Origin of the sequence: Caballeronia sp. ATUFL_F1_KS39, from assembly GCF_023630985.1 — a bacterium.
Classification (GTDB): domain Bacteria; phylum Pseudomonadota; class Gammaproteobacteria; order Burkholderiales; family Burkholderiaceae; genus Caballeronia; species Caballeronia zhejiangensis.
Map to the genome: position 1 here is coordinate 1 of NZ_JALQDZ010000050.1, position 25728 is coordinate 25728.

At 63.0% G+C, this 25728-nt stretch carries 26 protein-coding genes; 12 read left to right on the top strand and 14 right to left on the bottom strand.

The genetic code is table 11. The features are described 5' to 3' along the window. Positions 1-219 precede the first annotated feature (219 nt). From NCR93_RS25315 to NCR93_RS25330, 4 genes are all read right to left on the bottom strand, one after another. Complete coding sequence (locus tag NCR93_RS25315) at positions 220-1200, bottom strand: glycosyltransferase family 2 protein (protein ID WP_008346637.1); 981 nt, start codon at positions 1198-1200, stop codon at positions 220-222. Positions 1201-1395: 195 nt separating this feature from the next. Beyond that, positions 1396-2694 carry a TRAP transporter large permease gene (locus NCR93_RS25320; protein ID WP_250532300.1) on the bottom strand — a complete coding sequence of 433 codons (1299 nt, stop codon included), beginning with the start codon at positions 2692-2694 and terminating at the stop codon, positions 1396-1398. A gap of 10 nt (positions 2695-2704) precedes the next feature. After that, entirely contained in the window at positions 2705-3238 is a 534-nt protein-coding gene (locus tag NCR93_RS25325) for a TRAP transporter small permease (RefSeq protein WP_008346641.1), read from the bottom strand. 53 nt (positions 3239-3291) lie between these two features. Then, a complete protein-coding gene (locus NCR93_RS25330; protein ID WP_008346643.1) occupies positions 3292-4326 on the bottom strand; it encodes a TRAP transporter substrate-binding protein in 1035 nt (344 codons plus the stop codon). A gap of 327 nt (positions 4327-4653) precedes the next feature. On the opposite strand from NCR93_RS25330, the gene NCR93_RS25335 reads away from it, so the two are divergent. The 7 genes from NCR93_RS25335 to NCR93_RS25365 all read left to right on the top strand — a co-directional run bounded on the left by NCR93_RS25335 (position 4654) and on the right by NCR93_RS25365 (position 11120). Further along, positions 4654-5079, top strand: a complete 426-nt coding sequence (locus NCR93_RS25335; RefSeq protein ID WP_239295387.1) for a MaoC family dehydratase — start codon at positions 4654-4656, stop codon at positions 5077-5079. Positions 5080-5083: 4 nt separating this feature from the next. Then, complete coding sequence (locus tag NCR93_RS25340; RefSeq protein ID WP_175981676.1) at positions 5084-5896, top strand: enoyl-CoA hydratase/isomerase family protein; 813 nt, start codon at positions 5084-5086, stop codon at positions 5894-5896. Then, the gene (locus tag NCR93_RS25345; protein WP_175981674.1) at positions 5893-7056 is read left to right on the top strand and encodes an acyl-CoA dehydrogenase family protein; all 1164 of its coding nucleotides are present in this window, start codon (positions 5893-5895) and stop codon (positions 7054-7056) included. Before NCR93_RS25340 ends, NCR93_RS25345 begins: the two co-directional genes overlap by 4 nt. A 30-nt stretch (positions 7057-7086) precedes the next feature. Then, complete coding sequence (locus NCR93_RS25350) at positions 7087-8280, top strand: CaiB/BaiF CoA transferase family protein (protein WP_250441447.1); 1194 nt, start codon at positions 7087-7089, stop codon at positions 8278-8280. Next, on the top strand, positions 8277-8750 hold the full coding sequence (locus NCR93_RS25355; protein ID WP_175981670.1) for a MaoC family dehydratase: 474 nt from the start codon (positions 8277-8279) through the stop codon (positions 8748-8750). The genes NCR93_RS25350 and NCR93_RS25355 overlap by 4 nt, the downstream gene beginning before the upstream one ends. Positions 8751-8884: 134 nt before the next feature. Further along, positions 8885-9781, top strand: coding sequence for a helix-turn-helix domain-containing protein (locus tag NCR93_RS25360; protein ID WP_175981668.1), 897 nt, complete (start codon positions 8885-8887; stop codon positions 9779-9781). A gap of 118 nt (positions 9782-9899) precedes the next feature. Then, positions 9900-11120, top strand: a complete 1221-nt coding sequence (locus NCR93_RS25365) for a glycoside hydrolase family 88 protein (protein WP_239295386.1) — start codon at positions 9900-9902, stop codon at positions 11118-11120. A 102-nt stretch (positions 11121-11222) separates the two neighbouring features. Here NCR93_RS25365 and NCR93_RS25370 read toward each other — a convergent pair whose 3' ends face one another. From NCR93_RS25370 to NCR93_RS25385, 4 genes are read right to left on the bottom strand one after another with little or no spacing between them, the layout of a single operon-like run. Beyond that, on the bottom strand, positions 11223-12293 hold the full coding sequence (locus tag NCR93_RS25370) for an ABC transporter ATP-binding protein (protein WP_008346656.1): 1071 nt from the start codon (positions 12291-12293) through the stop codon (positions 11223-11225). A 19-nt stretch (positions 12294-12312) separates the two neighbouring features. Beyond that, entirely contained in the window at positions 12313-13104 is a 792-nt protein-coding gene (locus tag NCR93_RS25375) for an ABC transporter permease (protein ID WP_008346658.1), read from the bottom strand. A gap of 32 nt (positions 13105-13136) precedes the next feature. Then, positions 13137-14075 (bottom strand): ABC transporter permease, encoded by a 939-nt coding sequence (locus tag NCR93_RS25380; protein ID WP_175981666.1) that lies wholly within the window; start codon positions 14073-14075, stop codon positions 13137-13139. A gap of 16 nt (positions 14076-14091) precedes the next feature. Then, positions 14092-15210 (bottom strand): ABC transporter substrate-binding protein, encoded by a 1119-nt coding sequence (locus NCR93_RS25385; RefSeq protein ID WP_175981664.1) that lies wholly within the window; start codon positions 15208-15210, stop codon positions 14092-14094. Between the two features lie 182 nt (positions 15211-15392). Here NCR93_RS25385 and NCR93_RS25390 point away from each other — a divergent pair, with 182 nt between their 5' ends. Continuing rightward, positions 15393-16172 carry a DeoR/GlpR family DNA-binding transcription regulator gene (locus NCR93_RS25390; RefSeq protein WP_008346661.1) on the top strand — a complete coding sequence of 260 codons (780 nt, stop codon included), beginning with the start codon at positions 15393-15395 and terminating at the stop codon, positions 16170-16172. A gap of 6 nt (positions 16173-16178) precedes the next feature. Here the strand turns inward: NCR93_RS25390 and NCR93_RS25395 are convergent, their stop codons facing one another. Continuing rightward, positions 16179-17846 (bottom strand): Na/Pi cotransporter family protein, encoded by a 1668-nt coding sequence (locus tag NCR93_RS25395; RefSeq protein ID WP_008346662.1) that lies wholly within the window; start codon positions 17844-17846, stop codon positions 16179-16181. A 221-nt stretch (positions 17847-18067) separates the two neighbouring features. Between NCR93_RS25395 and NCR93_RS25400 the strand changes: the two genes are divergently transcribed. From NCR93_RS25400 to NCR93_RS25415, 4 genes are all read left to right on the top strand, one after another. Beyond that, on the top strand, positions 18068-18790 hold the full coding sequence (locus NCR93_RS25400) for a sulfite exporter TauE/SafE family protein (protein WP_008346663.1): 723 nt from the start codon (positions 18068-18070) through the stop codon (positions 18788-18790). Between the two features lie 261 nt (positions 18791-19051). Then, positions 19052-19780 (top strand): YrzE family protein, encoded by a 729-nt coding sequence (locus tag NCR93_RS25405; protein ID WP_175981662.1) that lies wholly within the window; start codon positions 19052-19054, stop codon positions 19778-19780. 44 nt (positions 19781-19824) lie between these two features. Beyond that, a complete protein-coding gene (locus NCR93_RS25410; protein ID WP_175981660.1) occupies positions 19825-20286 on the top strand; it encodes a YsnF/AvaK domain-containing protein in 462 nt (153 codons plus the stop codon). A gap of 89 nt (positions 20287-20375) precedes the next feature. Continuing rightward, the gene (locus tag NCR93_RS25415; protein WP_008346666.1) at positions 20376-21230 is read left to right on the top strand and encodes a YsnF/AvaK domain-containing protein; all 855 of its coding nucleotides are present in this window, start codon (positions 20376-20378) and stop codon (positions 21228-21230) included. A 73-nt stretch (positions 21231-21303) separates the two neighbouring features. On the opposite strand, the gene NCR93_RS25420 is transcribed toward NCR93_RS25415, so the two are convergent. From NCR93_RS25420 to NCR93_RS25440, 5 genes are read right to left on the bottom strand one after another with little or no spacing between them, the layout of a single operon-like run. Further along, the gene (locus NCR93_RS25420) at positions 21304-21999 is read right to left on the bottom strand and encodes a GntR family transcriptional regulator (RefSeq protein ID WP_008346667.1); all 696 of its coding nucleotides are present in this window, start codon (positions 21997-21999) and stop codon (positions 21304-21306) included. 57 nt (positions 22000-22056) lie between these two features. Continuing rightward, entirely contained in the window at positions 22057-22455 is a 399-nt protein-coding gene (gene hpxZ, locus NCR93_RS25425; RefSeq protein ID WP_008346668.1) for an oxalurate catabolism protein HpxZ, read from the bottom strand. Further along, on the bottom strand, positions 22455-23114 hold the full coding sequence (locus NCR93_RS25430) for a cysteine hydrolase family protein (RefSeq protein WP_175981658.1): 660 nt from the start codon (positions 23112-23114) through the stop codon (positions 22455-22457). The genes hpxZ and NCR93_RS25430 overlap by 1 nt, the downstream gene beginning before the upstream one ends. 4 nt (positions 23115-23118) lie before the next feature. Then, positions 23119-24117: a formamidase gene (locus NCR93_RS25435; RefSeq protein WP_175981656.1), complete on the bottom strand. Its 999-nt coding sequence runs from the start codon at positions 24115-24117 to the stop codon at positions 23119-23121. A 14-nt stretch (positions 24118-24131) separates the two neighbouring features. Then, complete coding sequence (locus tag NCR93_RS25440; RefSeq protein ID WP_250497447.1) at positions 24132-25727, bottom strand: ABC transporter ATP-binding protein; 1596 nt, start codon at positions 25725-25727, stop codon at positions 24132-24134. Between the last annotated feature and the right edge of the window lies 1 nt (position 25728).

Below are 25728 nucleotides of genomic sequence, written 5' to 3' on the forward strand. Positions count from 1 at the left end.
TCGCCAGCTTGCCAGTGGTCGCAAAAACACGACATTTGTATCTTGCTAGAACACGACATTCTCATGTTGCTCCTACAATACAAAGCACGATAATAAAGCTTATGTAAAGTCAGTTAGAAAGGCGGCAGACGAAAGCTGCCGCACACACCGCCGAGGCGCCATGAAGAAAACCGGGATGAGCAGCGACGCTCGCACGGCCCTGCGAGATCGATCCGCCGCCTAGTGCCCGAATCGTCGCACGAAACGATAGAAGATCCACGGATGAATCTTCAGCATCGCCATGACCAGCGACAGCTTCGGCCGATGGTCCGAAACCATGCCGAGCAAGTGCCTGAGACGAAGCCTCTGCGCGACGCTATCCAGAATAGGCTCGGCTGACCGATACGTCGGCGCCTTGATCGCTGCCTGAAACGCGATGGTCCGAAAGCCATAGACATATTTCAGCCTGAAGAAAAGCTTCCGGTAATTTCTTATCGGCATGGACGCCGTGCTCTTCTCTACCCGATCCATGATCGCAAAGATGTCAATGATCTTCGGATTGAATCGTGTCGAGATGCCCGATTCGCGATACATGTACGAATACAAGGTATCGGGCATGAGACGAACGACGCTGGCTTTACCGAGCGTCTGGACCGAAACACAAATATCCTCGTAGATCAGCCCCGTCGGATGCTCGATCGCGAGGAAGATCGAGCGGCGTACTAACTTGTTGAAGCAATACGCCTGCAACGTCAAGTCGAGAATTTTCTCTACGGCTTCAACACCGCTCATGACGGTATCGCCGGCTTCGACGCGATAATTGATCTTGCCGTCCGGGCTAATATTCTCGGCGGCAAAAATTACGATATCCGCATTGAGCTTCTCCGCTTCTTCGGCGACCCGGCGTATGAGATCGTGATGAACGTGGTCATCGCTGTCCACGCAGAGCACATATTCGCCGCTCGCGGCGAGTGCCGCAATCCTGCGAGTCTCTGCGAGCCCCTTGTTTTCAGCGTTTTTGATGAACTTCCAGCGAATTCTGCTTTGCTGTTCGAGGATGCGTAAGGTCATTTCCCCGGAGCGGTCAGGACTGCTGTCGTCGACGGCGATGATTTCGAAATCGGTGGAAGTCTGCGACAGTAGTGAGTCGAGGCATTCTTCGATATACGGCTCGACTTTGTACACGGGCACCAGCACACTGATTTTCGGCGGTTCTGACATGAAGTTTCGTCCCTATAACTGCACGTGAGTGCTTTATTCAGGAAAACGACTAGTGCCACAGGAGTTTACCCGATGAACGGCGTGGATGTGCGGCTTTGGGCGAAGACAGATCGGAGGCTTGAACGTCTCACGTGCCGAGAAGCCGCCTGCACCACGCGCGCGCATGATGTGAAAAAGGGCGCTTTCGCGCCCTTCTTATCCGATGAAGGGCAAATGCCCGCTTACTTCGCCCCCCAGCAAATGCGGCAAAAACTGCGGGATATGCGGGAAGAAGATGATCAGCAGCAGGTCGATCACCAGCGCGAAGATAAAGGGAAGAATCGCGCGTGTCGCCTTCTCTACCGACACGCCGCCGATCGAAGCCGCCGTGAAGAGACAGAAACCTATGGGCGGCAGATTGATGCCGATGGCCGAGTTGATCAGCACGATCACGCCGAACACGACCGGATCGATGTGCATCTGCACGACGAGCGGCAGGAACACCGGAATCACGACGGCAATGCTCGAGATCGTTTCCAGCACGGTATGCGCGGCGATGAGAAACAGGTTGATGAGGATCAGCAGCACGATCGCGCTCGTGGTAATCGCGAGAAAACTATTCGCGACGTGCAGCGGAATCTGCGCTTCGATCAGATAGCGCCCAAGCACGAACGCGAGCCCGAGCAGGAACGAGACACGCGTGGTGTTCACTGAAGTTCGCACCAGAATGTCCTTGAAATGCGAGAGCTTCAGCGTCCGAAAGATAAACGCGCTCACCAGCGTCACATAGACGGCCGCGACCACGCCCGCCTCCACCGGCGTGAAGATGCCGCCGAGGATGCCGCCCAGAATGATGACCGGCGTGAGCAGCGCCCAGAACGCTTCGCGGAAGGTCGTCCACAGCTTGCGCCCATCGAACGGCTCGACGGCGCTGTAGCCCTTCTTCACCGCGGTCACGTAATTGACGATCATGAACGACGCGACCACCAGCAGCATCGGAATGATGCCGGCAATGAACATCGTGCCGACCGACACGTTGGCCGTATAGGCATAGACGAGCATGCTCATCGACACGGGCGAGAGCAGCCCGAGCGAGCCCGCCGCCGATTGCAGCGCCACCGCGAACGCGCGGTTATAGCCCTTCTTCACCATGCCGGGAATCATCACCGAGCCGATGGCTGCCGTGTCGGCCGTCGCCGAGCCGGAAAGGTCCGCGAAGAACATGCTCGCAACGATCGTCACCTGACCGATGCCGCCGCGCATGAAGCCCACCAATGCCTGCGAAAATTCGATGATGCGCTTTGACACGCCGCCCGAATCCATGATCGCGCCCGTCAGCATGAAGAACGGAATGGCGAGCAGGCCGACGTTGTTGAGGTTCGAAAAAAGCTGCTGCGGAATCACGAGCAGCGACGTGCCGTTGATCGACAGCGCGAGCGTCGCCGCAATGCCGATGCAGATGGCCACCGGCACGCCGAGCCCGAGCAGCCCTGCTCCAAATGCGATTGCCCACATGATGTATTTCCTAGAGATGTTCGGACACGCCCTCGACGAGCGTAGCGTCGGTCTGCGTCTGCGGCGCGAGATGCGAGACCGCGATCCGCACCAGCGAATGAAACGCGAGCAGCGCGCCGCACACCGGAATCGAGAGATACGGATAGACCATCGAGATCGGAATCGACGCGGCGGTTTCGGTGCCCATCAGCGCGAGCATGTCCGTGCCGTACAAGACGAACACCGCGCCGAGCGCCAGGATCGCGCAGTCGGTGAAGTCCTTGAGCAGCGGCGCGAACGCAGCCGGCACGCGATCGGCCAGCACGCGCACTTCCGGATGCGCGCGCAGCTTCACGCCGGCCGCGGCGCCGAGGCACGTCAGCCACACGAACAGATACGCCGACACCTCGTCGGACCACGACAGCGAATCGTGCAGCACGAAGCGGAAGATCACCCCGAGCCCCGCGACGATCACCGCCCCGAGCAAAAGGCAGCTACAGACGAACAGATTGATCTTCAGCACGATGCCGTCAACGAACATCAAGCCGCGCGCGAGCTTTTCCATGCGTGTCGCCTCCCGTGGTGCCTGGGTTGTGCGGTGGCCGTCGTTCGCATCCGTCATTTCGATGCGACCGCCGGCGCCTGCTTGGCCGAATTGATCTCCTGATACAGCGCCGGGCCGTCCGGAATCTTGCCGATCAGTTCGTCGCGCGCGGTCTTGGTCGCTTGCGCCCACGGCGCGGTATCGACCGTCGTGACCTGAATGCCCTTCGCTTTCATCGCGGCGATCGCGGCGTCGTATTCGCGCTTGTACTCCTTGAGATCGAAGTCCGCCGCGATCTTCGCCGAGTCCTGGAACGCCTTCTGATCGGCGGGCGAAAGCTTGTCCCACGCGCTCTTGCTCATCGCCAGCACGACCGGCAGATAGTTCACATGCGTCACGTAGAAGTGCTTGGCGACGTCGGAGAACTTGTCCTGAACGAACTGCTCGGGCGAAGTATCGGCGCCATCGACGAGACCTTGCGACAGCGCGAGAAACAACTGGTTGTAGGCGAGCGGCGTCGGATTCGCGCCGAGTGCCTTGTAGCCCGCGATATAGCCGGGGCTCTGCATCACGCGCACCTTGAGGTCCTTCATGTCCGCGAGCGACGTGACCGGACGTTTGGTCGTGAACAGGTTGCGTTCGCCGACCGCGAGCCACGTCAGGCCGATCATGTTCACCGGCTTCATCATGTCGAGATACTTACGCCCGACCGGGCCTTGCAGCACGCCGTTCGCCTCGTCCATGCTGGAGAAGAGATACGGCATATCGAAGATCTGCCATTGCTTGATCGTGTTGTCGATCGGCGCCTGCGCGGAGATCATCAACTCCTGCGTACCGGTGCGCAGCGCCTGCGTCATCTGCACTTCGCCGCCGAGCTGCGATTGCGGGAACAGTTGAATCTCGATGTGACCGTGCGTGCGCGCGGCGACTTCCTTCGCGAAGACCTGCGCGGTCAACTGATAGTGATTGTCAGGCGCCAGCGTGTGACCGAGCTTCATCACGACCTTGTCCTGCGCGCTCGCGCCAGACGACGCCGCCACGCACATCGCGGCGAGCGCCGCGCTCATCGCCATGCGCAGCATGCTCTGCGCTCTGAAAAGCGAACTCATGTTGTCTCCTTGCTCGATATGGATACCGCCCGGCGAGTGCGCCGCATCGTTCGGTGCGAGTGCCCGGTGCGAATGCGGAGCCGGCGGGTTGACGCAAGTATTTGTGATCGCGGCGAGGGTGCGTTAGGACCAGTCGTCGAATTTCTTGGACTTTTTTACGCTGCCCTTTCGCATCGCCGGGTCCGATGCAAAAAAGTCCAAAAGATCGCGCGAACCGTCCTACCGGTTGCCTGTAACGCGTCTTTAAAGTGACTTCCAAGCCGGCGATGCAACATCAGCACGCATCGTTCAGCGTTAACCCCAACTCATCCGAGAAGAAACATCGACATGGCCAAACGCCCTCATATGGATTGCTATTCAATCGGCGACACCGCCGATTTCGCCAAGACGGTCTCCGAATACGATATCTACGGCTTTGCCGGCATCGTCGGCGATTTCTACGCCGTGCATCTCAACGAGGAATACGCGAAGGGCACGCGCTTCGAAAAGCGCATCGCGCAGGGCTGCCTGTCGGTCGGCTTCCTTTCCACGGTGATGGGATACATGGCGGCGAAAGCGCCGGGCCCCGGCGCCGTATCGTATCGCTACGACATCACCTTTAACGCGCCGGTGTTCATCGGCGACACGGTGAGCGCGCGTCTCACGCTCGAAGAAAAGGATGAAGAGCGCAACGTGTGCATCTTCGCCGCCGACGTGACGCGCCAGGACGGCGTGGTCGTGGCATCGGGCAAGACCTATCTGAAAGTGCTGTGACGCCATGACGAACGACACGCTTCCCGTTCTCGCGTCGCAGCATGGCGCGCTGCGCCTCCTGACGCTCAATCGCGCCGACAAGCTCAACGCGTTCACGCCCGACATGCTCGCGGCGCTCGAAGCCGAAATCGCCGATGCGCTCGCCGACGACGCGACGCGCGTGATCGCGCTCACCGGCAGCGGCGCAAAGGCGTTCGCCGCGGGCAACGACATCGAGCGGCTCGTGTCGCTCGACGGCGTCTCGGCTTATCGCGACATGGTGGCCGGACAGCGCGCGCTGTTGCGTCTGCATGAAAGCGCGAAGCCGACCATCGCGATGGTCAACGGCTACGCGCTCGGCGGCGGCTTCGAACTGGCGCTCGCGTGCGACTTCATCGTGGCATCGAGCGAGGCGAGCTTCGCATTTCCCGAGATCACCCTGAACACCATGCCCGGCTGGGGCGGCACGCAACTCGCCGTCGCCAAGATGGGGCTCGCGTGCGCGAAACGCTTCGTGATGAGCGGCAGGCGCTTTTCCGCGCGCGAATGCGAGGCGTTCGGCTTCATCCACGAAATCGCCGCGCCCGCGAAGCTGTTCGACGCCGTGCGCGCGCTGGCCGACACCCTCGCCTCCTACGATCCGTTCGCGGCCGAGATGGCGAAGCGCGCGCTGAATCGCGCGAGCGACATGCCCTTGTCCGCCGGACTCGACTTCGAGGCCGCGCAATACGCGGTGAATTTTTCGAGCGAAGGCGCGCGCGCGGGCCTGCGCCACTTCGTGGAACGCAAACGCGCACGCCGCGCCGCGCAAGCCGACACCGCACCGGTCACGCCATGACGACAACCTTCAATCAACCTCACTGGCTCGGCGAAGAGCACACGATGATGCGCGAGGCCGTGCGCCGTTTCGCCGAGAAGGAAATCGCACCGCAATCGGAGACGCTCTGGGAGCAGGAAGCGTTTCCCTACGCGATCTGGCGGCAGGCCGGCGAACTCGGCTTCACGGGCTTGCCGTATCCCGACGAATTCGGCGGCGGTGGCGGTGACTGGCTGTCGTTCGTGATCGTGCTCGAAGAACTCGCGCGCGTGGACTGCGCCGTCGCCAATGCGCTCATGGCGAACTCGACCGTCGCGAGCCTGTTGAACAACTACGGCACGCCGCAGCAGAAAGCGCGTTTCTTGCGCCCCATTCTCGACGGCACGCAGATCGGCGCGATCGGATTGTCCGAGCCCGACGCCGGTTCCGATGCGGCGAATATCGGCACGCGCGCGGTCTTCGACGGCGAACGGTGGATCATCGACGGTGCGAAGACGTTCATCAGCAATTCGGGTACGGAGATCGGCGGGCCGACCGTGATCGCGGCTGTCACCGGCACGCGACCCGACGGCCGCAAGGAGATCTCCAACTTCATCGTGCCGCAAGGAACGCCCGGCTATGGCAAGGGCAGAAAGCTGCGCAAGATCGGCTGGCGCGCATCGATCACGCACGAACTGTTCTTCGAGCAATGCGCGATTCCCGCCGATCAACTGCTGGGCGAACGCGGCGCGGGCTTGCGTCAGACGCTCGCGCAGATCAGCACGGGGCGCATTCTGATCGGCGCGCTCGCGCTCGGCATCCTGCAGGGCTCGCTGGATCGCTCGGTCGCGTACATGAAGGAGCGCCGCGCGTTCGGACGCGCGATCGCCGAGTTCCAGGCGCTGCAATTCAAGATCGCCGACATGGCGGCCGATGCGCACGCCGCGCGTCTGATGCTCTACGATGCCGCCGCGTCGAAAGATGCCGGCGCGCCCTTCGATGTGCAGGCGTCGCAAGCCAAGCTGTTCGCCACCGAGCACGCGATGAAAGCCGCGCATCAGGCATTGCAGATTCACGGCGGCTACGGCGTCATGGCCGAGTTTCCCGTCGCGCGCGCATTCGGCGATGCGAAGGTGCTGGAGATCGTCGAAGGCACGTCGGAAATACAACGCATGATCATCGCGCGCACGCTGCTCGCGTGATCGCGCGCTGAAACCGAGAGGAGAATGTTCATGCTGGAAGGCATCAAGGTGCTGAGTTTCACGCATTTCCTGCAAGGCCCCGCCGCCGTGCAGATGCTCGCCGATGTCGGCGCGGATGTCATCAAGGTCGAACCGCCCGGCGGCGCGTTCGAACGTAGCTGGACCGGCGCGGATGCGTTCATCGAAGGCGTGAGCGTGTTCTTTCTGCTCGGCAACCGCAATCAGCGCAGCATCTCGCTCGATCTGCGCGACGAAGCCGCGCGCGAGATCGTGTGGCGTCTGATACGCGAAGCCGACGTGCTCGTCGAGAACTATCGTCCCGGCGTGCTCGACAAGATGGGCTTCGGCTACGCGCAGGTGCACGAAGTCAATCCGCGTCTCGTGTATTGCTCGTGTACCGGCTACGGTTCGTCCGGGCCTTATCTGAAACGTCCGGGCCAGGATCTGCTCTTGCAGGCGATGAGCGGACTGACCATGCTGTCCGGCGATGCCGAATCGCCGCCCACGCCGGTCGGTTCCGCCATCGTCGATCAGCATGCGGCCGTACTCGCCGCATTCGGCGTGGTGGCCGCGTTGCAGGCGCGCGAGCGCACGGGCGTCGGCACGCGCATCGAGAGCAATCTGCTCAACGCCGCGCTCGATCTGCAAATCGAGCCGTTCACGTATTACATGAACAAGGGGCCGTTGTGGGCACGCACGCATCCGCCGATGGGCAGCCGTTTTCATCCCGCGCCGTATGGCGTGTACCGGACGCGTGACGGTTATATCGCGATGTCGCTCACGCCGACGCAGAAGCTCGCGAATGCGCTGTCGTGTCCCGCGCTCGCCGAATTCACGCATCCGAAGGACAACGTGCGAAGGCGCGACGAGATCAATCGCCTTGTCTATGACACGCTGAAAACGCGCACGACCGAGGACTGGATGCGCACCTTCGAGGAACACGATATCTGGTTCGCGCCCGTCAACGACTACGAGCAGGTGGAGCAGGACCCGCAAGTCGCCCACAACGAAATGATCCTGTCGTTCGATCACGAGGAAGCGGGACCGGTGCGCGTGCTCGCGCATCCTGTGCGCTACGACGGCGCGGCGCCGCCCTTGCGGCGGCATCCGCCGAAACAGGGACAACATACCCGCGAAGTGCTCGCGGAACTGGGCTACACGCCGCAGGAAATCGACGGCTATGTCGAACGCGGCATCGCATTGACATCGAGGAGAGAAGCATGAGCGCACAACCGAACAACTGGCCGGCGCTCTTGCGCTTCGACGACGTCGAGATCGGCCGTACGCAGGTGAACGTGCACACGGTCACCGAGGCCGAAGTGGACGCGTTCGGGCACCTGTCCGGCGATCTGAACCCGCTGCACATGCAGCACGCCTTCGCCGAATGCTCGCCGTTCGGACGGCGCGTCGTGCATGGCCTGTTGACGGCCGCGCTGGTGTCGGCGGCGCACACCGAACTGACAGGGCCAGGCTTCGTGTATGTCGGACAGGAGCTGCGTTTTCTGGGGCCGGTGTATATCGGCGATACGGTGACGATCGGCGTATGCGTCGTCGAAAAGAAGCCCGCGAAACACATTCTCGTGATGGACACGACCGTGCGCAATCAACAAGGGCACGTCGTGCTGAGCGGACTTTCCGCGCTGAAGGAACTGCGCTTCGATCATGCGCTGATGGCGCGCAGCGCGGCGGCGTGACATCGCCGCGCGGGCCGCATGGTGTAAATGCCAGTTAACCGGCGGGCGCGGGCACGGCTACACTCGTGCAGTTGCCCGCGCAGCGCGGGCATGCAGGCGGGCGCGAAGACACTCGCCGCCGACGGAGGAGACAGTTGGATACCGCATGTTGCTGTCACGTTCCGGTGATCCGGATCGAGGACTACGAATACGGCGCACACGTCAAGACGCCGGACTTTCATCTCGCGCCGATCGAGGCGCTCAAGTCGACGCTGGTCTATCCGCATCGGCACGACTTCTATCACATGATGTGGGTGCTCGCGGGCAGCGGCTCGCATGTGATCGATTCGGTGCGCTACGACGTGCGTCCCAACACGCTCTACTTCATGGCGCCGGGACAGATTCACGATCTGGATCTTTCGGCCGATACGCTCGGCTATTCGCTCAGCTTTTCGTCGGAGTTTTTCGCGTTCCGCGTGCAGAACCGCCATACCGAAACGGAAGTGCCCGTCTACAACTTCGAGCAGCTCGCGCCGTGCGTCAATCTGAGCGACGCGCAGGTGCGCGAACTGGCGCGCGTGATGGACGGCATTCGCCATGAGTATCAGGAGGAACAGGTCGGCTACACCGACGCGATCTGGGCCTACTTGCACGTTTTCCTGATCAAGGTCGCGCGCATGTGCGACGCCGCCGCCATGCGAGATGCCGCCGCGACGCGCAGCGTGCTGCTGTCGCGCCGCTTCAAGAGTCTGCTGGAAAAGCATTTTCGCTCGGTCAACGAGGCGGCTGATTACGCGCGCCTGCTCAACGTCACGGAGCGCGCGCTCAACGAGGCGACGCGTCAGGCGCTCGGCAGCACCGCGCCCAAGCTGATCCGCGAGCGCGTGATGCTGGAGGCCAAACGGTTGCTGCTGCACTCCGAAGTGAATGTCGCGGAGATCGCCGCGATGCTCTCGTTCGACGATCCCGCCTACTTCAGCCGATGCTTTCGCAAGCACACGGGCCGCTCGCCGATCGACTATCGGCGCAGCCTCGACAAGCTGCACATCTGAGCGTCGTCGTGCGCCGCTTCTATGCGGAAATGTCCAACAGTTCATGCGTTTCATCCTAACGCGCTCGCGCGGGCGCTTCTTAGAATCGTCCTGCGAATGACGAACTCAAGGAGACGCCGTGTCGAACGCAATGAACCCGCTGTCACTCAGCGAGAACCAGGCAAAGCTGTTTCGCGAAACACTCGATAAAACCGCGCAGAAGGTCGCTTCCGACGAGCTGACCTTCGGCGTCGAATTCCCGCAAGTCACCGATCCCGATGGTCAATGGGTGCGTCTGCCCGCGTCGCTCTCTGCGGGCTACGACGGCGACGCATGGAGCCACGGCAACTGGTTCTGCGGCTTCTGGGTCGGCTTGCTGCTGAGTTCGTATCTGCACACCCGCGAGGCGCGCTTTCTCGAATGGGCGCGTGCCCGCATGCTGCTCGTGCGCCAGCGCGCGCAGGATCCGAACACGCATGACATCGGCTTTATCTTCGATAGCAGCGCGGTGCCGGGGCATCACATCACCGGCGACGCGTGGTTCGCCGATATCGCGCTCGAAGCCGCGGACAAGCTGCGCGCCCGGCTCGTGACCACGCGCGGCGGCGCCTATCTCGCGTCCTGGGGGCCGATCTCCGATCCGCGCGGCCGCAGCGCCTCCGCGATCGACACGATGGCCAATCTGTCGCTGCTCTACTGGGCCGCCAATCACGCCGACGACGGCAGCTACCGGCACGCCGCGGACGCGCACGCCGAGATGACCGCGCGCGCCTTCGTGCGCGCCGACGACTCGACCTATCACGCCGTCGAATACGACGTGGAGAGCGGCGCGCGCAAACGCGGCTACACGTTCCAGGGCGCGTTCGACGAATCCGCATGGAGCCGCGGCCAGGCCTGGGCGATCTACGGATATGTGAACTCCGCGCGGGAAACCGGCAAGCGCGGCTATCTGGACCTCGCCGAGCGTCTCGCCGATTACTACCTGCGCCGCCTCGAAGGGCGTCAGGTGCCGCCGTGGGACTTCGATGCGACCGGCCGCGACGCCGAGATCAAGGACACGGCCGCTGCCGCCGTGGTGGCGTCGGCGTTGCTGGAGATGGCACGCGTGCATCCCGATGCGCACGCTGCGGGCAAATGGCAAGGCCACGGCCTCGCGATGCTCGAAGCGCTCTGCCGCGACGAATTCACACGCGACGGCCAGCACGGGCTGCTGCATAACTCGTGTTACTCGAAGCCGCACAATATCGGCGTCGACGGTGCGACCATGTTCGGCGACTTCTACTTCGTCGAGGCGCTATGCCGCGCCGTGCATCCCGGCAAGCTGCGCCCGCTCGACGAAACGCGCATTCCGCTCGCCTGAGGGTGTCACGAAGTCATCGCCGGCAACGTGGCGCGCGCAATCGATAACCCGCGCGCGCCGGATTGCCGATCTGCGTGGGCAACTGCTCCTCGCATTGCAAAGCTAGCGCGCATTTTCATCGAGCACGAGAAGGTTGTCGTGAGAAAACCCGAGCGCTACCGGCTGCCCGCGCTCCGGCAGGGTCCTGTTGGGATCGTTGAAGACATCGAGCGATACGACCGCGTTGCTGACCCGCGCACGAATGCGCACCACGGCGCCGAGAAAGCTGATCTGCTCGACGGTGGCCGCGAGCGAATTCCGTCCGTTCGACGGCGGCTCCAGGATGATCGCTTCGGGGCGCAGCGCCAGCAATCGTTCCTTGCCGGCATCATCCGGCGGCAGTGGGCGCGACGTCACGAGCTCCTGACCATCGACCGCGATGCGCCCGCTTCCGGGATCGATCACGCGCCCGGCGAGAATGTTCAGCGTCCCGACGAACGATGCGACGAAGCGCGTGCGCGGAAAATTGTAGATGTCGAGCGGCGAGCCGATCTGTTCCACGCGCCCGTCGTTCATCACGACGATGCGGTCGGAGATCGACAACGCCTCTTCCTGATCGTGCGTGACGAAAATCGATGTAATGCCGAGCTCGCGCTGCAGCGCCCGAATGTCCTCGCGCAATGACACGCGGATTTTCGCGTCGAGCGCGGACAGCGGTTCGTCGAGCAACAGCACCTGCGGCTTGCTCGCGAGCGCGCGCGCCAGCGCCACGCGCTGTTGCTGTCCGCCCGACAATTGCCACGGATAACGCGCGGCGAGTTGCGGCAGCTTGATGAGTTCGAGCATCTCGGCGACGCGCGCGTCGATCTCCTTCTGCGAACGCTTCGCGACCTTCAACGCGAAGCCGATGTTCTGCGCCACCGTCATGTTCGGAAAAAGCGCATAGGCCTGAAACACCATGCCGACGGCGCGGTCGCGCGTACGCATGTGCGTGACGTTGCGTCCATTCAGACGGATCGTGCCGCGCGTGGGCGTTTCGAATCCGGCGATCATGCGCAGCACCGTCGTCTTGCCGCAACCCGACGGACCGAGAAACGTGATGAATTCGCCCTGCTCGATCGTCATGTCGAACCGATGCAGCGCGACGTTCGGCCCGAACGTTTTGTGAAGATCGTCGATTTCGAGAAATGGCATAAGTCGCGGCCTCGTCGGCTCAGGTTTTATGGCCGGCCAGTGCGCGCGCCGATCCGAACACCTGGATCAGGCCCATCGATGCCCATGTGACGACGAACGCGATGATCGCCAGCGCCGAGGGCTCGTATGCGCGATTCGCGCCGATCAGTTGCAGATAAGGTCCGAACGCCGGACGGTCCAGCAGGCTCGCGATCGTGAATTCGCCGATCACGACGGCGAACGTCAGGAACGCGCCGGACAGAATGCCCGAGCGCACGTTGGGAAAGATCACGCGGAAAAGGATCGTCGTCCAGCCGGCGCCGAGACATTCGGCGGCTTCGGTCAGCGAGCGGACGTCGACGGCGCGCATGCCCGCATCGACGGCGCGGTACATGTACGGTAACGACAGCGTGACGTAGCCGAAGACGAGCAGCAGATCGGTCGCGCGCTCGTTGCTGGTGAGCGGCAGGATGGAACTGCTGTTATAGATGCGCAGATAACCGAACACGATCACGATGGCCGGTATCACGAGCGGCAGCAAAGTGATGAACTCTACGACGGGCCGCAGCTTCGGCAGACGCAATTGCACCCAGTACGCGGTCGGCACGACGAGCAGCACGCCGATCACGATGGTGAGCAGGCCCATGAGCACCGAGTAGCCGAACGAAGCCTGAAAACGCGGATCGCCGAGAACGACGCGATACGCGTCGAAGCTGTAAGCGTCGCGGCGCATCCGCAGGCTGAATTCGAAGGTGGCGGCGAGCGGAATCACAAAATACATCGTGCCGACGATCATCGCGATCCAGGCGCCCGCGCGCGATTGCGTCTTCATGCGCGTCTTCATGTGCGTCTTCATGTGCGTCTTCATGCGCGTCCCCTTTCGGCCCTCGCGCGCAACCAGATGTAGCCGCCGTTCGACAAGCCCGTAACCACGATCATGCCGAGCGCGAGCGCATAGCCGAGGTTCTGGTTATGCAGCACGTCGCCGCGAATCTGCGCATACAGCAGAATCGGCACGATGTTGAGCGAGCTGCCCGTCAGCGCATACGCCGTGGCCACTGCGCCGAACGCGTTGGCGAAGAGCAGCAGCGCCGCGCCGAGCACGCTCGGCCACAGGACCGGCAAACCGACGTATCGCCAGTACTGCGCGGCCGTGCCGCCGAGACAGTCGCACGCTTCGCGCCACTCGCGTTTGAGACCGTCGAGCGCGGGCGTGATGATGAGGACCATCAACGGAATCTGGAAGTACAGGTAGGTAATGGTCAGCCCGACGAAGCTGAGGATGCTGAAGCCGGTGGAATACAGATTGACGCCGAGGTATTTGCGCGCCAGCACCGTGACGAGGCCCACGCGTCCTAACGTGCAGATGAATGCGAACGCGAGCGGCACGCCCGCGAAGTTGGACGCGACGCCCGAGAACGTCATGAGCGTCGGACGGATCCACGCCGGCAGCCGGCCATGCACCGCTGCCCAGGCGAGCAACGCGCCGAACAGCGTCCCGCCGGCGGCGGATGCCACGCTCACCTTCACGCTGATCCAGTAGGCATCGAGCACGGCGGGCTGAAACAGTTCGCGAAGATTCGCCAGCGTGAAGCGTCCCTGCGCATCCTGAAACGCGCCGATCATCAGAAAGGCGGTGGGCAACAACAGAAACAGCAGCGCGAACGCAAAGAATGGCGCGACGCCCGCATACGTGAGCCAGCCCGCGCCGCGGCTCGCGCGGGCGGGGCCGGACTGCGGCGCGGGCGCGGCCGGCGTCAGCAGATCCGGGCCCGAAGCGCCTGGCTGCGGAGATGCGCTCATTCCGGCGAACTCGCGGCTACTTCACGTTCGCGCCGACGACCTGATCCCAGCCTTTGGTGACGGCGTCCTTCGTGGCGTTTTGCTGTTCGAGCGTCGGGAACACGGCGTTGCTGTAAGCCGATGCCGGCGGCAGTTTGGCAAGCAGCGCCTGCGGCACTTTCTTCTGCGCGACCAGCTCGTTATAGCGCATCGGATGGCAGTATCCGGCCAGCCAGCCGAGTTGCCCTTCGTCGGAGTAAAGGAATTCCATCCACAATTTCGCGGCGTTCGGATGCGGTGCGTAGGCGCTGATCGCCTGCACATAGACGCCCGCGACGACACCCGTCTTCGGCACGATCACCTGCACTTTCGGATTGCCTTTGAGCGTGTCGCGATCGGCAAGCGCGTTGTAATCCCAGCGCACGATGATCGGCGTCGTCCCCTGCGCGAGCGACGCGGCCTTGCCGATCACCGGCACGAAGTTGCCGCTCTTGTTCAGATCGGCGAAGAACTTGAGGCCCGCCTGGTCGGCCTTCGACGCGTCACCCTTCGTCTGCGAAAGGCCCGCCGCATGGACAGCCTGAATCGCCTGATTGGCCGAACGCGGGTCGCCCGCGAGCGAGACCGCGTTGCGATAGTCGGACTTGAGCAGATCGCCCCAATCGGACGGCGGCTTGTCGATCATGTCCGCGTTGACTTCGAACGCGAGCACGCCGTAGTAGTCGCCGTACCAGTAGCCTTCCGCATCCTTCGACGCAGCCGGGATCGAATCCCACGTCGACACCTTGTAAGGCTGCAACAAGCCTTCCTTCTTCGCGGACGGACCGAACGACAGGCCGACATCGATCACATCCGGCGCTTGCGGACCCTTGTTGCCCTTGTTGGCCTTGATCGCTTCGATCTCGTCGCCCGAGCCCGCATCCGGATTCAGCTCGTTGACGTGGATGCCGTACTTCTTCTGGAACGTGTCGATCAGCGCGCCGTATCCGCACCAGTCGTGCGGCAACGCGATCGTGGTCAACTGTCCTTCCTGCTTCGCGGCGGCCACGAGCGCCTCGGATGGCGCGGCCGATGCGGCGTCGATGCCGCCCGCCGCGAGTCCCGCTGCCGTGGAGATCGAAAGGAGACGGCCCGCCCAGATACGCTTCATCGTCATCGCTGTTCCCGAAAGGAAGGTAGTGCGTTGAAGAGAACCGCCGATTGCTGATGCAGGCTAGTTTCAAATCCTCAAATTTGCAAGCTGCCAAAAAAGTACAACTTTCGCTTATGACGGATGTAAGCTGAACAACAGCGTGCCAGCGCAATTCTCATTGTTGCTTCCACCATCGAGCATTCCCTATGTGGCAGAAAGACCGTCATCAGCGCATACGCGCGCTCCTGTCGATGCTCGGCCGTGTCTCGAACGAGAGGATCATGGCGGAGCTTTCCGTGTCGCGCGAAACGGTGCGCCGCGACTTGCTCGATCTGGAGCAGGCGGGTGCGCTACGGCGCGTGCATGGCGGCGCCGTCCCGTCGAGCGACGAGGCGCCCATCGCCGAACGCGCCCGCGCGAACGTGCGCGCGAAGTCGGCCATCGCGCGGGCGGCAATCGGCATCGTTCACGCCGGGCAAACCGTATTCGTCGATGCCGGAACCACGACCGCCATCCTCGCGGACGAGCTTGCGAAGCTCGCCAATCTCACCATCGTCACGAATTCGGTCGATGTCGCGCTGCGGTTGCGCGGCACATCGGGACCGCATGAGCGCGTGCGCGCGATGAACGAAGTCATCCTGCTCGGCGGCATGCTCAGCGAGCGCGCGGCGGCCACGACGGGCGCGACGACCGTGCTCGACATCCGGCGATACCGCGCCGATCTGGCGATGCTCTCGCCTGTCGGCATCGATCAGCGGCACGGGGCGAGCAACTTCGATCGTGCAGAAGCCGAGATTGCCCGGGCGATGGTCGAGAATGCGGACCGCGTCGCGATCCTCGCCGATCACAGCAAGATCGGCCAGCGCAGCCGCATCACGTTTTGCGCGCCTCGCGACATCGACGTTCTCGTGACCGATCGCAAGTCCGGCGAGGCCGCGGATTTGCGCGCGCTCAAGAAGACAGTGGGCGACCTGGTGCTTGCGTGAGCTGCGTCATTCCTTGACGTGCAGCGTGTCGAGCGAGCGCTTGCGCAGACGCGTGTCATGCAGCGCGCCCGCCGCATCGAGCACGGGATACGCCGTCGAACAGAAGAGCGAGTTCAGCCGTTTCATATTGCCGATGAGATCCAGGTGCAGCGCGCTGGTTTCCACGCTGCGCGAGCTTTGTCCCGCCAGCCGGTCCAGATGCTTGTGCGAGTAGGCGCGCTCCAGATCGCGAAAGCGTTCCTTCTCGGCCAGCAACTGCTCGGCGCATCGCAGATCGTTGTTGAGAAACACCGACAATCCGAGCCGCAGGTTACTGATGAGCCGCGCATGCAGATCGTCGAGTTCGCCCAGGCCCTGTTCCGAGAACGCGAGCCGTTGCGAGATTTTCTTCTCTTCGATATCACTGACGATTCGCTCGATGATGTCTCCCGCATGCTCGAGATTGATCGTCAGCGAAATGATGTCCGTCCAGCGACGGCTTTCCGCCTCGTCGAGCTGCTCGCGCGAGATCAGCGTCAGATAGCTTTTCACTTCCGCGTAGAGCTGGTCGACGTCGTCGTCCATGCGCATGGTTTCGCGGGCGACGGCGAGATCATTGCGTCTCAGCAGATCGGCGACGTTATCGAGCATGACGCGCACGATGTCGCCGATGCGAAGCACTTCACGCGAAGCATTCGCCAGCGCGAGGCTCGGCGTCACGAGGCCTGCCGGATCCAGGTACAGCGGGCGCAACTCGCCGGTCGCGACCGTGCGATCCGGCAGCAAACGCCGGCTGATCGCAGCGACCCGTTCGACGAGGGCGAGACACGCGCAGCAGCGCACGGTGTTGTAGATCACATGGAAACCGACTACGGCTTCGCGCGGATTGGCGATCAGAACCGGCAATCCGCGTGCGAGCAGCGATGCGAAAGGCAGAATGATGATCGCGCCGGCCAGTTTGAATGCGAAGCTGCCAGCGGAAAGACGCCGTGCTGCCGCGTTCTGCGGCAGCGCGTTCAAGAGCGCCAGGAGCCCGCTGCCCAGATTCGCGCCGACGACGAGGCACAAGGCGACCTTCAGCGAGATGACGCCCGACGACGCCAGTGTCGCCGTCAACAGGACTGCGGCGAGGCTCGAATACGAGAGCATCGCGAAGCCCGCGCCCACGAGCGCGTCGAGCATCGTGTCGCCTGTGAGCGCGCCGAACATGACCCTGACGCCGGCGCCCTGCATCATCGGCTGAGCCGCTTCGACGATGAGATGCAGCGCCAGCAGAATCAATCCGAGTCCGATGATGGTTCGGCCCACCTGCCCCGCCCGCGTCTGCTTGCGGGTCAGGAAAAGCGGCACGCCGAACAGGATCAGGATCGGCGAAAGCCATGACAGGTCGAGCGTCAGCACTCGCGCCATCAACGCGGTGCCGACATCCGCGCCGAGCAGAACCGTTAGCCCGGCCGCGAGCGGCACCAGTCCCTGCGCGGCGAACGATGTAATGATGACGGCTGTGGCGTTGCTACTCTGCACGAGGCTCGTCACGCCGATGCCCGCCAGAAACGCGCGCGTCTTGCTGCCGGTGCTACGGCCCAGAATGGCGCGGAGATCGGCGCCGAGCACCCGGAGAATGCCGGTGCGAACGATATGTGAGCCCCAAACCAGGAGGGCGACGCCAGAGAGCAGATTGAGAAGAACCAGCACGGCGAATCGATTTCCTTTGAATGGACGTGACGCTGACGCCAGGCTGTCGAAAATTAGATTGTGACAATAGTGTTACACAGTTCCCACGGCAATTGAGTGAAGTCAATCTTCCATGCAATGCGGCGTTGCGTGCATGCCGCAGCTCGCGCATCCGCTTGGAACCAGCGTCTCGCGGGTTTCGCGTCCGCGGCTAGAATCGGCGCTGGCGCATGGAGACCTCGATGGGATACCTGATCGTATTGAGCGTGGGTTGGATGGCGGGTGTTTTGAGCGGCGTGATCGGCACCGGCTCGTCGATGCTGTTGATGCCCGTGCTCGTGCTCATCTACGGCCCGCAGCAGGCCGTTCCGATCATGGCCATCGCCGCGATCATGGGCAATCTCGGCAAGGTCCTGTCCTGGTGGCGCGAGATCGACTGGAAAGCTTCCATTGCCTATGGCGCGACAGCCGCGCCCGGCGCGATATTAGGGGTTCACACGCTGCTTGCGCTCCCGCCGCACGCGGTCGAGCTCGCGCTTGGTCTCTTCTTTATCGCGATGGTGCCCACGCGCCGATGGCTCGCCCGCCGGGCCATGCGCCTCTCGCTCTTCCAGCTCGCGCTGATTGGCGCACCGGTCGGCTTCCTGACGGGCATCGTCGTTTCGACCGGACCGATCACCGTGCCGGTTTTCATGAACTACGGCCTTGTGAAGGGCGCGTTTCTCGCGACCGAAGCTACCGGTTCGCTGATCGTCTACGGTGCGAAAGTCGCGGCCTTTCAGCAGTTCGGCGCCCTGCCCGCTCAAGTGGTCGCTCAAGGGTTGATTACCGGCGCGGCGATCATGGCAGGCACGTTTTGCGCGCGCGGGATCGTCGCGCGCATGTCCGCTAACACCTTCCGGTTCATCGTCGATGCGCTGATGGTGTCGTCGGGTGTGTCATTGCTATGGGCCGCAGTCCGCTGAAGTGAAGTGCGTCGCGGTGAACCAGCGCCTGCGCCCGATGCAAATCCCATCGCATTCCCGCAAGTCATACGTCTCTCGTGCTCTGCTCCACTGACGCACGCTTCCCTCCCGCCGCGAAGTGACGCCCCGAACAGGCGGATCCATCGATCAGACGGCGTCTGAATCACTCGCATTTACGCGCCGATTCAAAACTTGCGCGCGGCACAGCGCTTGCGCATCAGTGCCGCGCGCATCGACGCCGCAACTCTTCCTGGAGACATCATGAAACTGCTTACTACTCAAGAAGGCCTGCCGCGCCTGTCGTGGGGTTCGATCATCGCGGGCGTCATCCTTTCGATGATCGTCTATCTCATCATGAGCGTGCTCGGCACGGCGATCGGCGCATCGCTCCTCTCGCCGTTGTCGAAGCCCGATACGTTGCACGGCTTCGGTTTCGGCTCGGGCGTATGGGTAATCGTCACGACCGTGCTCGCGGTTTTCGTCGGCTCCTATTACGCCGGACGCTGCGCGCCCGTCCTCGGATGGCTCCACGGTCTGCTGTCATGGGCGGTGATGACGCTGCTCGTCGTGTTCGGCATGACCTCGCTGATTACGGGCGCGGTGAGCACGGCCGGCAGCATCGTCGCAACCACCGCGCAAGTCGGCGCACAAGCCGGCGCGACCGCCGCGAATCAGGCGGGCGGCAACAATCAGCTCATCGACTCCGCGAAGCAGCAAGTGCAGGCGGCGATGGCATCGGCGGCGTCGGCTGCATCCTCTCCGGATGCCGAACAGAACGCGCGCCAGGCCGCCGACACCGCCGCGCGTGGCGTCGCTCGCGCAAGCTGGTTCTCGTTCGCGGCGCTCATCGTCGGCGCGATCATCGCGATCGTTTCGGGCGGCGCGGGCTTTCGTCATCAGCCGCCGGTCGAGGAAGGCGGCGGCTCCGCGCTGGATCGCAAGAACGCGGCCCCTCGCAATCGCACCGTGCAGGCAGGCGCCCGCCTTTGAGCGCGCCCGGCCGACGACCTGACCACGCTTCAACGGAGACGCCGATGAGCGCCGATGACAAGCCCACGACCCCGAACGCGACGAACGCGGACTCGTCCGGCACGTCCGACGAGCTCCGGCTTTCCGCCGTGCAGGAAGAATTGTCCGTCGACGTGAAGCGGACGGAGACCGGCGCCGTGCGCGTTCGCAAGGTGGTGCATGAAGAGATGCAGCCGGTCAGCATGCGCCTGAGCGCCGAAAAGGTGGAAGTCAGGCGCGTGGCCGTGAATCGTCCGGTCGAGGAACGTGCCGAGCCGCGTCGCGAAGGCGACACGCTCATCATTCCTGTGTACGAATACGTGCCGGTCGTTCGCATGCAGCTCACGTTGAAAGAAGAGGTGCATGTGACGACGCGAGAGACGCAACAGGACGTCGTCCACCAGGTTCTTCTGAACTCCGAAGAATTGGTGGTCGAACGTCGCGAAGGCACGAGCGGCAAGTGGAAGCCCGATCCGGATGCCGGCTAGATTCACCCGCACCCGAGGCGGGAACGGCCGTTGCGCATATGGACCGGCGCACCTCTCGATACCCGAATCACTCTCACGGAGATAATGCAATGAGCCAGACCATCATCGGTGTATTCAATACGCTTCAGGACGCGGAACTTGCTCAGACGCGCCTCGAAACGGAAGGCGTCGCCCGCACGAATATGAACGTGCATGCGAACGATATGAGCGCGTCCACGTCCGTGTCCGGCGATGCCACCGACCGTCCCGCCGGCGAGCATCACGAAGGCGCGATGGCGCGCATCGAGCACTTCTTCAAGAACCTGTTTGGCGATCACGATCAGCCCGAGGAAATCGGCCACTATCACGAAGCGGTCCGTCGCGGCGGCGCGCTGTTGACGGTGGATGTGATCGACGAATCGTCGATCGAACGCGTGCGCGACGCGCTCTATGCAGCCGGCGCCATCGACATCGACACGCGCGTCGAGCAATGGCGCAGCACGGGCTATAGCGGCTATGACCGCAATGCGCCGGCTTATACGGCCGATGAGATCGCCGCTGAACGGCAGGCCTTTCCCGTCGTGAAGGAATCCGTCGAAGTCGGCAAGCGCGAAGTGCAGACGGGCGGCGTGCGCGTCTATTCGCGGGTGACCGAAACGCCGGTGAGCGAATCGGTGAATCTGCGTGAAGAACACGCGAACATCGAGCGTCGGCCGGTGGATCGTCCGGCGACGGTGGCGGATCTGAAGGAAGGCTTCGTCGAGATCAGGGAAACGGCCGAGCAGCCCGTCGTGGCGAAGACGGCGCGCGTGGTCGAGGAAGTGGTCGTCGGCAAGGAAGAAACGAACCGCACCGAAACCATTCACGACACGGTGCGCGGTACCGAAGTGGAAGTCGAGCGGACGGCGGGCAACCGGGACGTAGCCGACGGCGCGGTTCCGCCGGCGAAAAAGACGCCGCTGTAACGCGTAGTGAGATCGGCCGCTCCCTGCGGAGCGGCTGATTCCGAACGTCTGCGTCCGCTACATTCCCGTTCGCTCAGTCGACGAAAGGCAGCTTGCGGTCGCGCGCTTCCGTCAGCATGGAAACGGTGATCTTGCGCACTTCCAGCTTGCTTTGCGTGATATGTGCGCGCAGCAGCATCGCCGCTTCGCCGCACTTGCCGCGATCGATGAAGCGCAGCATTTTCGCGTGCTCGTCGTAAGTTGCGCTAGTGCGATGCGGCTTCAAGAAATCCAGCCGCCGCACGATGCGGATGCGTTCCGTCACTTCGTTATGCACGCGCAGCATCTCGCCGTTGCCGCTTGCGCGCACGAGTCCGCGGTGAAAGTCCTCGTCCAGGCGAAACATCGCGACCGGATCGCTTTCCTGCGCATCGGGCGAAACGCACCACACCGACTTGAGCGCATCCACTTCCGGATGCGGTGGCGCGCTGCTCGCGAGTTTGTCGAGCGATGCGGTCTCCAGCACGATTCGCAAGTCATACAACTGATCGAGCTGCGCGAAGTTGATCTCCGACACCTTCCAGCCACGCCTGAAACCGACTTCGAGATAGCCTTCGCGCAGCAGGCGGAACAGCGCGTCGCGCATCGGCGTACGCGACACCCCGTAGTATTGCGCGATGTCGGTCTCCGAGAAGCGGTCGCCGGGAAACAGGCGAAAGCTGAAGATGTCCTGCTTCAACTGCTGATAAACCTGCTCGGCAAGCGGATTGGCGCTCTGAATGGCGCGCACGGCACTGCGCTCCGTGAGTTTGGGCGAGTTGATTCGATGTCTCCGTGTAATGCCTCTTCAGGGCGTTTCGATCAGACTCACGTGCGCCGCGACGATGGTCCACCCCGCGAACGCATTCGATGCATTGCCGATGCGCGCCCACGTCTGCATCTGACGTCCGAGCAAAGGCGTGGCATCGCTCGTGAATTCGGTGCTGACCGAAGCGTAATCCGTGCCGAAAGTCGTGACCACCGTTCGATGCAAACGCCGCGAACGCGGCACCGGCGCGCACGTCTCGCGCCAGCGGCGAATTTCATCGCCGCCATGCTGCACTTCGGCGATGCCGTATCGTACCGTTTCCGGCGCGTGCCAGAAGAGCGCGTTCATGGTAGCCACATCGTTATCGACGAGCGCCTTCTCATAGGCGATGAACGCGCGCTCGACTTCAGCCACCGTTTCCGGACGATTCAGTTCCATCAATTCTCCAGCACATCGGCGAGCGTGGCCGTCCATCCGACGATGCCGCCCTGCGAGCGAATCATCTCGATGGTCGCAGTCTTGAACGACGGTATGTAGCTCGCCGTCGCGTCTTCTATCAGCACGCATTCGTAGCCGCGATCGTTCGCTTCGCGCATGCTCGTCTGCACGCATACTTCGGTCGTGACGCCTGCGAACACGAGATGCGTGATGCCGCATCGCGCAAGCTCTTCGCCGAGGCGCGTTGCGTAAAAGGCGCCTTTGCCGGGCTTGTCGATGACGATCTCGCCCGTAATGGGCGCGACCGCATCGACGATGGCGTTGCCCGGTTCGCCGCGAACGAGAATGCGGCCCATCGGTCCCATATCGCCGATGCGCGCTCGTGGCGCGCCGCGCAGCCGCTTCGCATCCGGACAATCGGAGAGATCGGGCGCGTGCGATTCGCGCGTATGCACGACGAGCCAGCCGCGATCGCGCGCATGTTCGATCAGATGCGCGACGGTCGGCACGATCGACGTCAGCAGCGACACATCGTTGCCGAGCGCTTCGCCGAAGCCGCCCGGCTCCACGAAGTCGCGCTGCATGTCGATGACGATCAACGCCGTATGCGCTACATCGAACGTGAACGGAGACGGTCGGGCGCGGGTCAGGGTAGGCATGGCGTCAGCCCTCGTATCGGCGTTCGGGTTTCGAAAAACCGCATGACGTCCCGTCTTTCACGACGACTTCGTCCTCCCACGGCAGACGATATTCGCCACGCACCATGTCCTGCATGAACGTGTAAGGACAATCCTGCGCGCCGCCCTTCACGGCGACATAGCCGCGATGTCCGAACTGATAGATGTTGTTTTCGACGCCCCAGTGAATGCGGGCTTCGCGCACGAGATCGGGGCGCATTTCACAGGTGATGATCTCATCCGGGCGATGACTGCCTTCGACCAACACCGTGCCGTCGAAATCGCAGAACATGCCTTCGCCCATCGAGTCGAACGTGCCGTCGCTGCCGCACAGACACACGCTCGCGGTCTGCGCGAGATTCTGGAATGCGTTCGACTGATTGGTGATTTGCCAGGCATGGCGAATGGGCGCGGTATAGCCCGCCGTGCGCAAGATGATTTCCGCGCCCTTGTAAGCGGCTTCGCGCGCCATCTCCGGAAACATGCCGTCATGACAGATGATGAGCGAGAGCTTCGCGCCCTTCGGCCCGATGCACACCGGCACGCCGAGATTGCCCGGCTCCCACGGCTCGACCGGCACCCACGGATGCATCTTGCGATAGTAGAGTTGCACCTCGCCCCGATCGTCGATGATGATCCCGCTGTTATAGGGATTGCCGCCTGGATTGCGCTCCATGATGGAGAAGCATCCCCAGATGCGATGCTCGATGCACGCCGCCTTGAACGCGGCCACTTCGGGACCGTCGAGCGAGCACATGATGGCATCGTTCGTATCCATCGACAGGCCGTGCAGCATGTATTCGGGAAACACGACCAGATCCATCGACGGATTGTTGCGGCGCGCCTTGCCGATCAGTTCGACGATGCGCCGTGTCTGCGCGGCCAGTTGCTCCGGGGTGGCGACAGCCGGATTCTCCAACTGCACGAGACCCACGACGATGCCTTGCGGCGACTTGTTCAATCCACCGAGACCGCTCGAACTCATTCTTCCTTGCTCCTTTATGCGTGAACGGCGAGCGGCTCCGACGCAGCGCGCGTGGCGCTTTCGACATGACCCGCCATGTGTCTTCCCAACGCGACGCGATCCGCGCCGCTCGCAGCCGTTTCGTGTACCAGCCGCCCTTCCGCGATCACCGCGATGCGATCCGCCAGTTCCAGCAGTTCATCGAGGTCTTCGCTGACGAGCAGCACTGCGGCGCCTGCATCGCGTGCGGCGAGAATGCGCGCGTGGATGTCCGCGACCGATGCGAAGTCCAGTCCGAATACGGGATTCGCGACGATCAGCACATCCACCGCTTGCCCGAGCTCGCGCGCGAGCACGGCGCGCTGCACGTTGCCGCCCGACAACGTGCCGATGGCGCGCGCCGGCACCGGCGGTTTGACGTTGAATTCGGCGATGAGACGTTCGGCGCGTTCGCGCATCGCACGGCGATCGAGACGCCAGCCGTGACGCTTCATCGGCGCACGGTCGAAGTCGCGCAAGGCGAGGTTGTCCGCGATGCTCATGTTCGCGACGCACGCATTGCGCAGCGGTTCTTCGGGGAGCGCAAATACGCGCAGCCGCGTCATCTCTTCACGCGTCGCGCGGTATGGCTCGCCATGCATGTGCATTTCACCGCTTTGCACGCGGCGCTGGCCGACGAGCGCTTCGATCAGTTCCTTCTGCCCGTTGCCCGATACGCCCGCGATGCCGAGTATCTCGCCCGACTTCACGCTGAGCGAAACATCGCGCACCGCCCGATGTCCACGATCATCGACGACGTTGAGACTGGACAGCGCGAGACGCACGGGCGAAGCCGCATCGAGCAGCTTGCGTCCGGGGTGCATTCCGGCGAGTTCGGGATCGTCCTGCTTCGCGGATTCACCGCCCATCATCGACGCGGCGAGCTTGTCGCGGCTCGTATCCGCGACCGCGCTCGTCCCGACGAGCTTGCCCTTGCGCAACACCGTGACGTCGTCGGCATACGCCATCACTTCACGGAACTTGTGCGTGATCATCAACACGGTCAGCTCGCCGCGCGTGGCGAGATCGCGCATCAGGCCGAGCACTTCGTCGGCTTCCTGCGGCGTGAGCACGGACGTGGGTTCATCGAGAATGAGGAAACGCTGCTGCAAATAAAGCTGTTTCAGAATCTCGAGCTTCTGCTTTTCTCCTGCGGCGAGACCGGCGACGGGCGCATCGAGAGGCAGACGAAAGGGCATCGAACGCATGAAGGCATCGAGCGCGGCACGTTCCTTCGGCCAGTCGATCTTCCACGGCAATCGCCCGCGCGCGAGCAGCAAATTCTCTTCGACCGACAAGCCCGCCGCCAGCGTGAAATGCTGATACACCATGCCGATGCCGAGCGCCTGTGCATCGCGCGGCGACGCGATTCTCACCTGCCGCGCATCCGCGATGATCTCGCCGTGATCGAGCACGCCATAACCGACGAGCCCTTTCACGAGCGTACTCTTGCCCGCGCCGTTTTCGCCGAGCAGCGCATGCACGGTGCCCGCGCGCACTTTGAGCGTCACGTCGTCGAGCGCGGTGAAAGCGCCGAAACGCTTCGTCGCGCCGAGCACTTCCACGCTCATCGCTTTGGTCGGTGCGTTCATG

Bases quoted from the DNA above. Each gene is read 5' to 3' on its own strand.
- NCR93_RS25385 (WP_175981664.1), bottom strand. From the start codon at position 15,210: ATGACGATGAAGCGTATCTGGGCGGGCCGTCTCCTTTCGATCTCCACG.
- NCR93_RS25325 (WP_008346641.1), bottom strand. From the start codon at position 3,238: ATGGAAAAGCTCGCGCGCGGCTTGATGTTCGTTGACGGCATCGTGCTG.
- NCR93_RS25430 (WP_175981658.1), bottom strand. From the start codon at position 23,114: ATGCCTACCCTGACCCGCGCCCGACCGTCTCCGTTCACGTTCGATGTA.
- NCR93_RS25355 (WP_175981670.1), top strand. From the start codon at position 8,277: ATGAGCGCACAACCGAACAACTGGCCGGCGCTCTTGCGCTTCGACGAC.
- NCR93_RS25390 (WP_008346661.1), top strand. From the start codon at position 15,393: ATGTGGCAGAAAGACCGTCATCAGCGCATACGCGCGCTCCTGTCGATG.
- NCR93_RS25335 (WP_239295387.1), top strand. From the start codon at position 4,654: ATGGCCAAACGCCCTCATATGGATTGCTATTCAATCGGCGACACCGCC.
- NCR93_RS25375 (WP_008346658.1), bottom strand. From the start codon at position 13,104: ATGAAGACGCAATCGCGCGCGGGCGCCTGGATCGCGATGATCGTCGGC.
- NCR93_RS25340 (WP_175981676.1), top strand. From the start codon at position 5,084: ATGACGAACGACACGCTTCCCGTTCTCGCGTCGCAGCATGGCGCGCTG.
- NCR93_RS25410 (WP_175981660.1), top strand. From the start codon at position 19,825: ATGAGCGCCGATGACAAGCCCACGACCCCGAACGCGACGAACGCGGAC.
- hpxZ (WP_008346668.1), bottom strand. From the start codon at position 22,455: ATGGAACTGAATCGTCCGGAAACGGTGGCTGAAGTCGAGCGCGCGTTC.
- NCR93_RS25350 (WP_250441447.1), top strand. From the start codon at position 7,087: ATGCTGGAAGGCATCAAGGTGCTGAGTTTCACGCATTTCCTGCAAGGC.
- NCR93_RS25380 (WP_175981666.1), bottom strand. From the start codon at position 14,075: ATGAGCGCATCTCCGCAGCCAGGCGCTTCGGGCCCGGATCTGCTGACG.
- NCR93_RS25330 (WP_008346643.1), bottom strand. From the start codon at position 4,326: ATGAGTTCGCTTTTCAGAGCGCAGAGCATGCTGCGCATGGCGATGAGC.
- NCR93_RS25320 (WP_250532300.1), bottom strand. From the start codon at position 2,694: ATGTGGGCAATCGCATTTGGAGCAGGGCTGCTCGGGCTCGGCGTGCCG.
- NCR93_RS25345 (WP_175981674.1), top strand. From the start codon at position 5,893: ATGACGACAACCTTCAATCAACCTCACTGGCTCGGCGAAGAGCACACG.
- NCR93_RS25370 (WP_008346656.1), bottom strand. From the start codon at position 12,293: ATGCCATTTCTCGAAATCGACGATCTTCACAAAACGTTCGGGCCGAAC.
- NCR93_RS25405 (WP_175981662.1), top strand. From the start codon at position 19,052: ATGAAACTGCTTACTACTCAAGAAGGCCTGCCGCGCCTGTCGTGGGGT.
- NCR93_RS25415 (WP_008346666.1), top strand. From the start codon at position 20,376: ATGAGCCAGACCATCATCGGTGTATTCAATACGCTTCAGGACGCGGAA.
- NCR93_RS25315 (WP_008346637.1), bottom strand. From the start codon at position 1,200: ATGTCAGAACCGCCGAAAATCAGTGTGCTGGTGCCCGTGTACAAAGTC.
- NCR93_RS25400 (WP_008346663.1), top strand. From the start codon at position 18,068: ATGGGATACCTGATCGTATTGAGCGTGGGTTGGATGGCGGGTGTTTTG.
- NCR93_RS25435 (WP_175981656.1), bottom strand. From the start codon at position 24,117: ATGAGTTCGAGCGGTCTCGGTGGATTGAACAAGTCGCCGCAAGGCATC.
- NCR93_RS25440 (WP_250497447.1), bottom strand. From the start codon at position 25,727: ATGAACGCACCGACCAAAGCGATGAGCGTGGAAGTGCTCGGCGCGACG.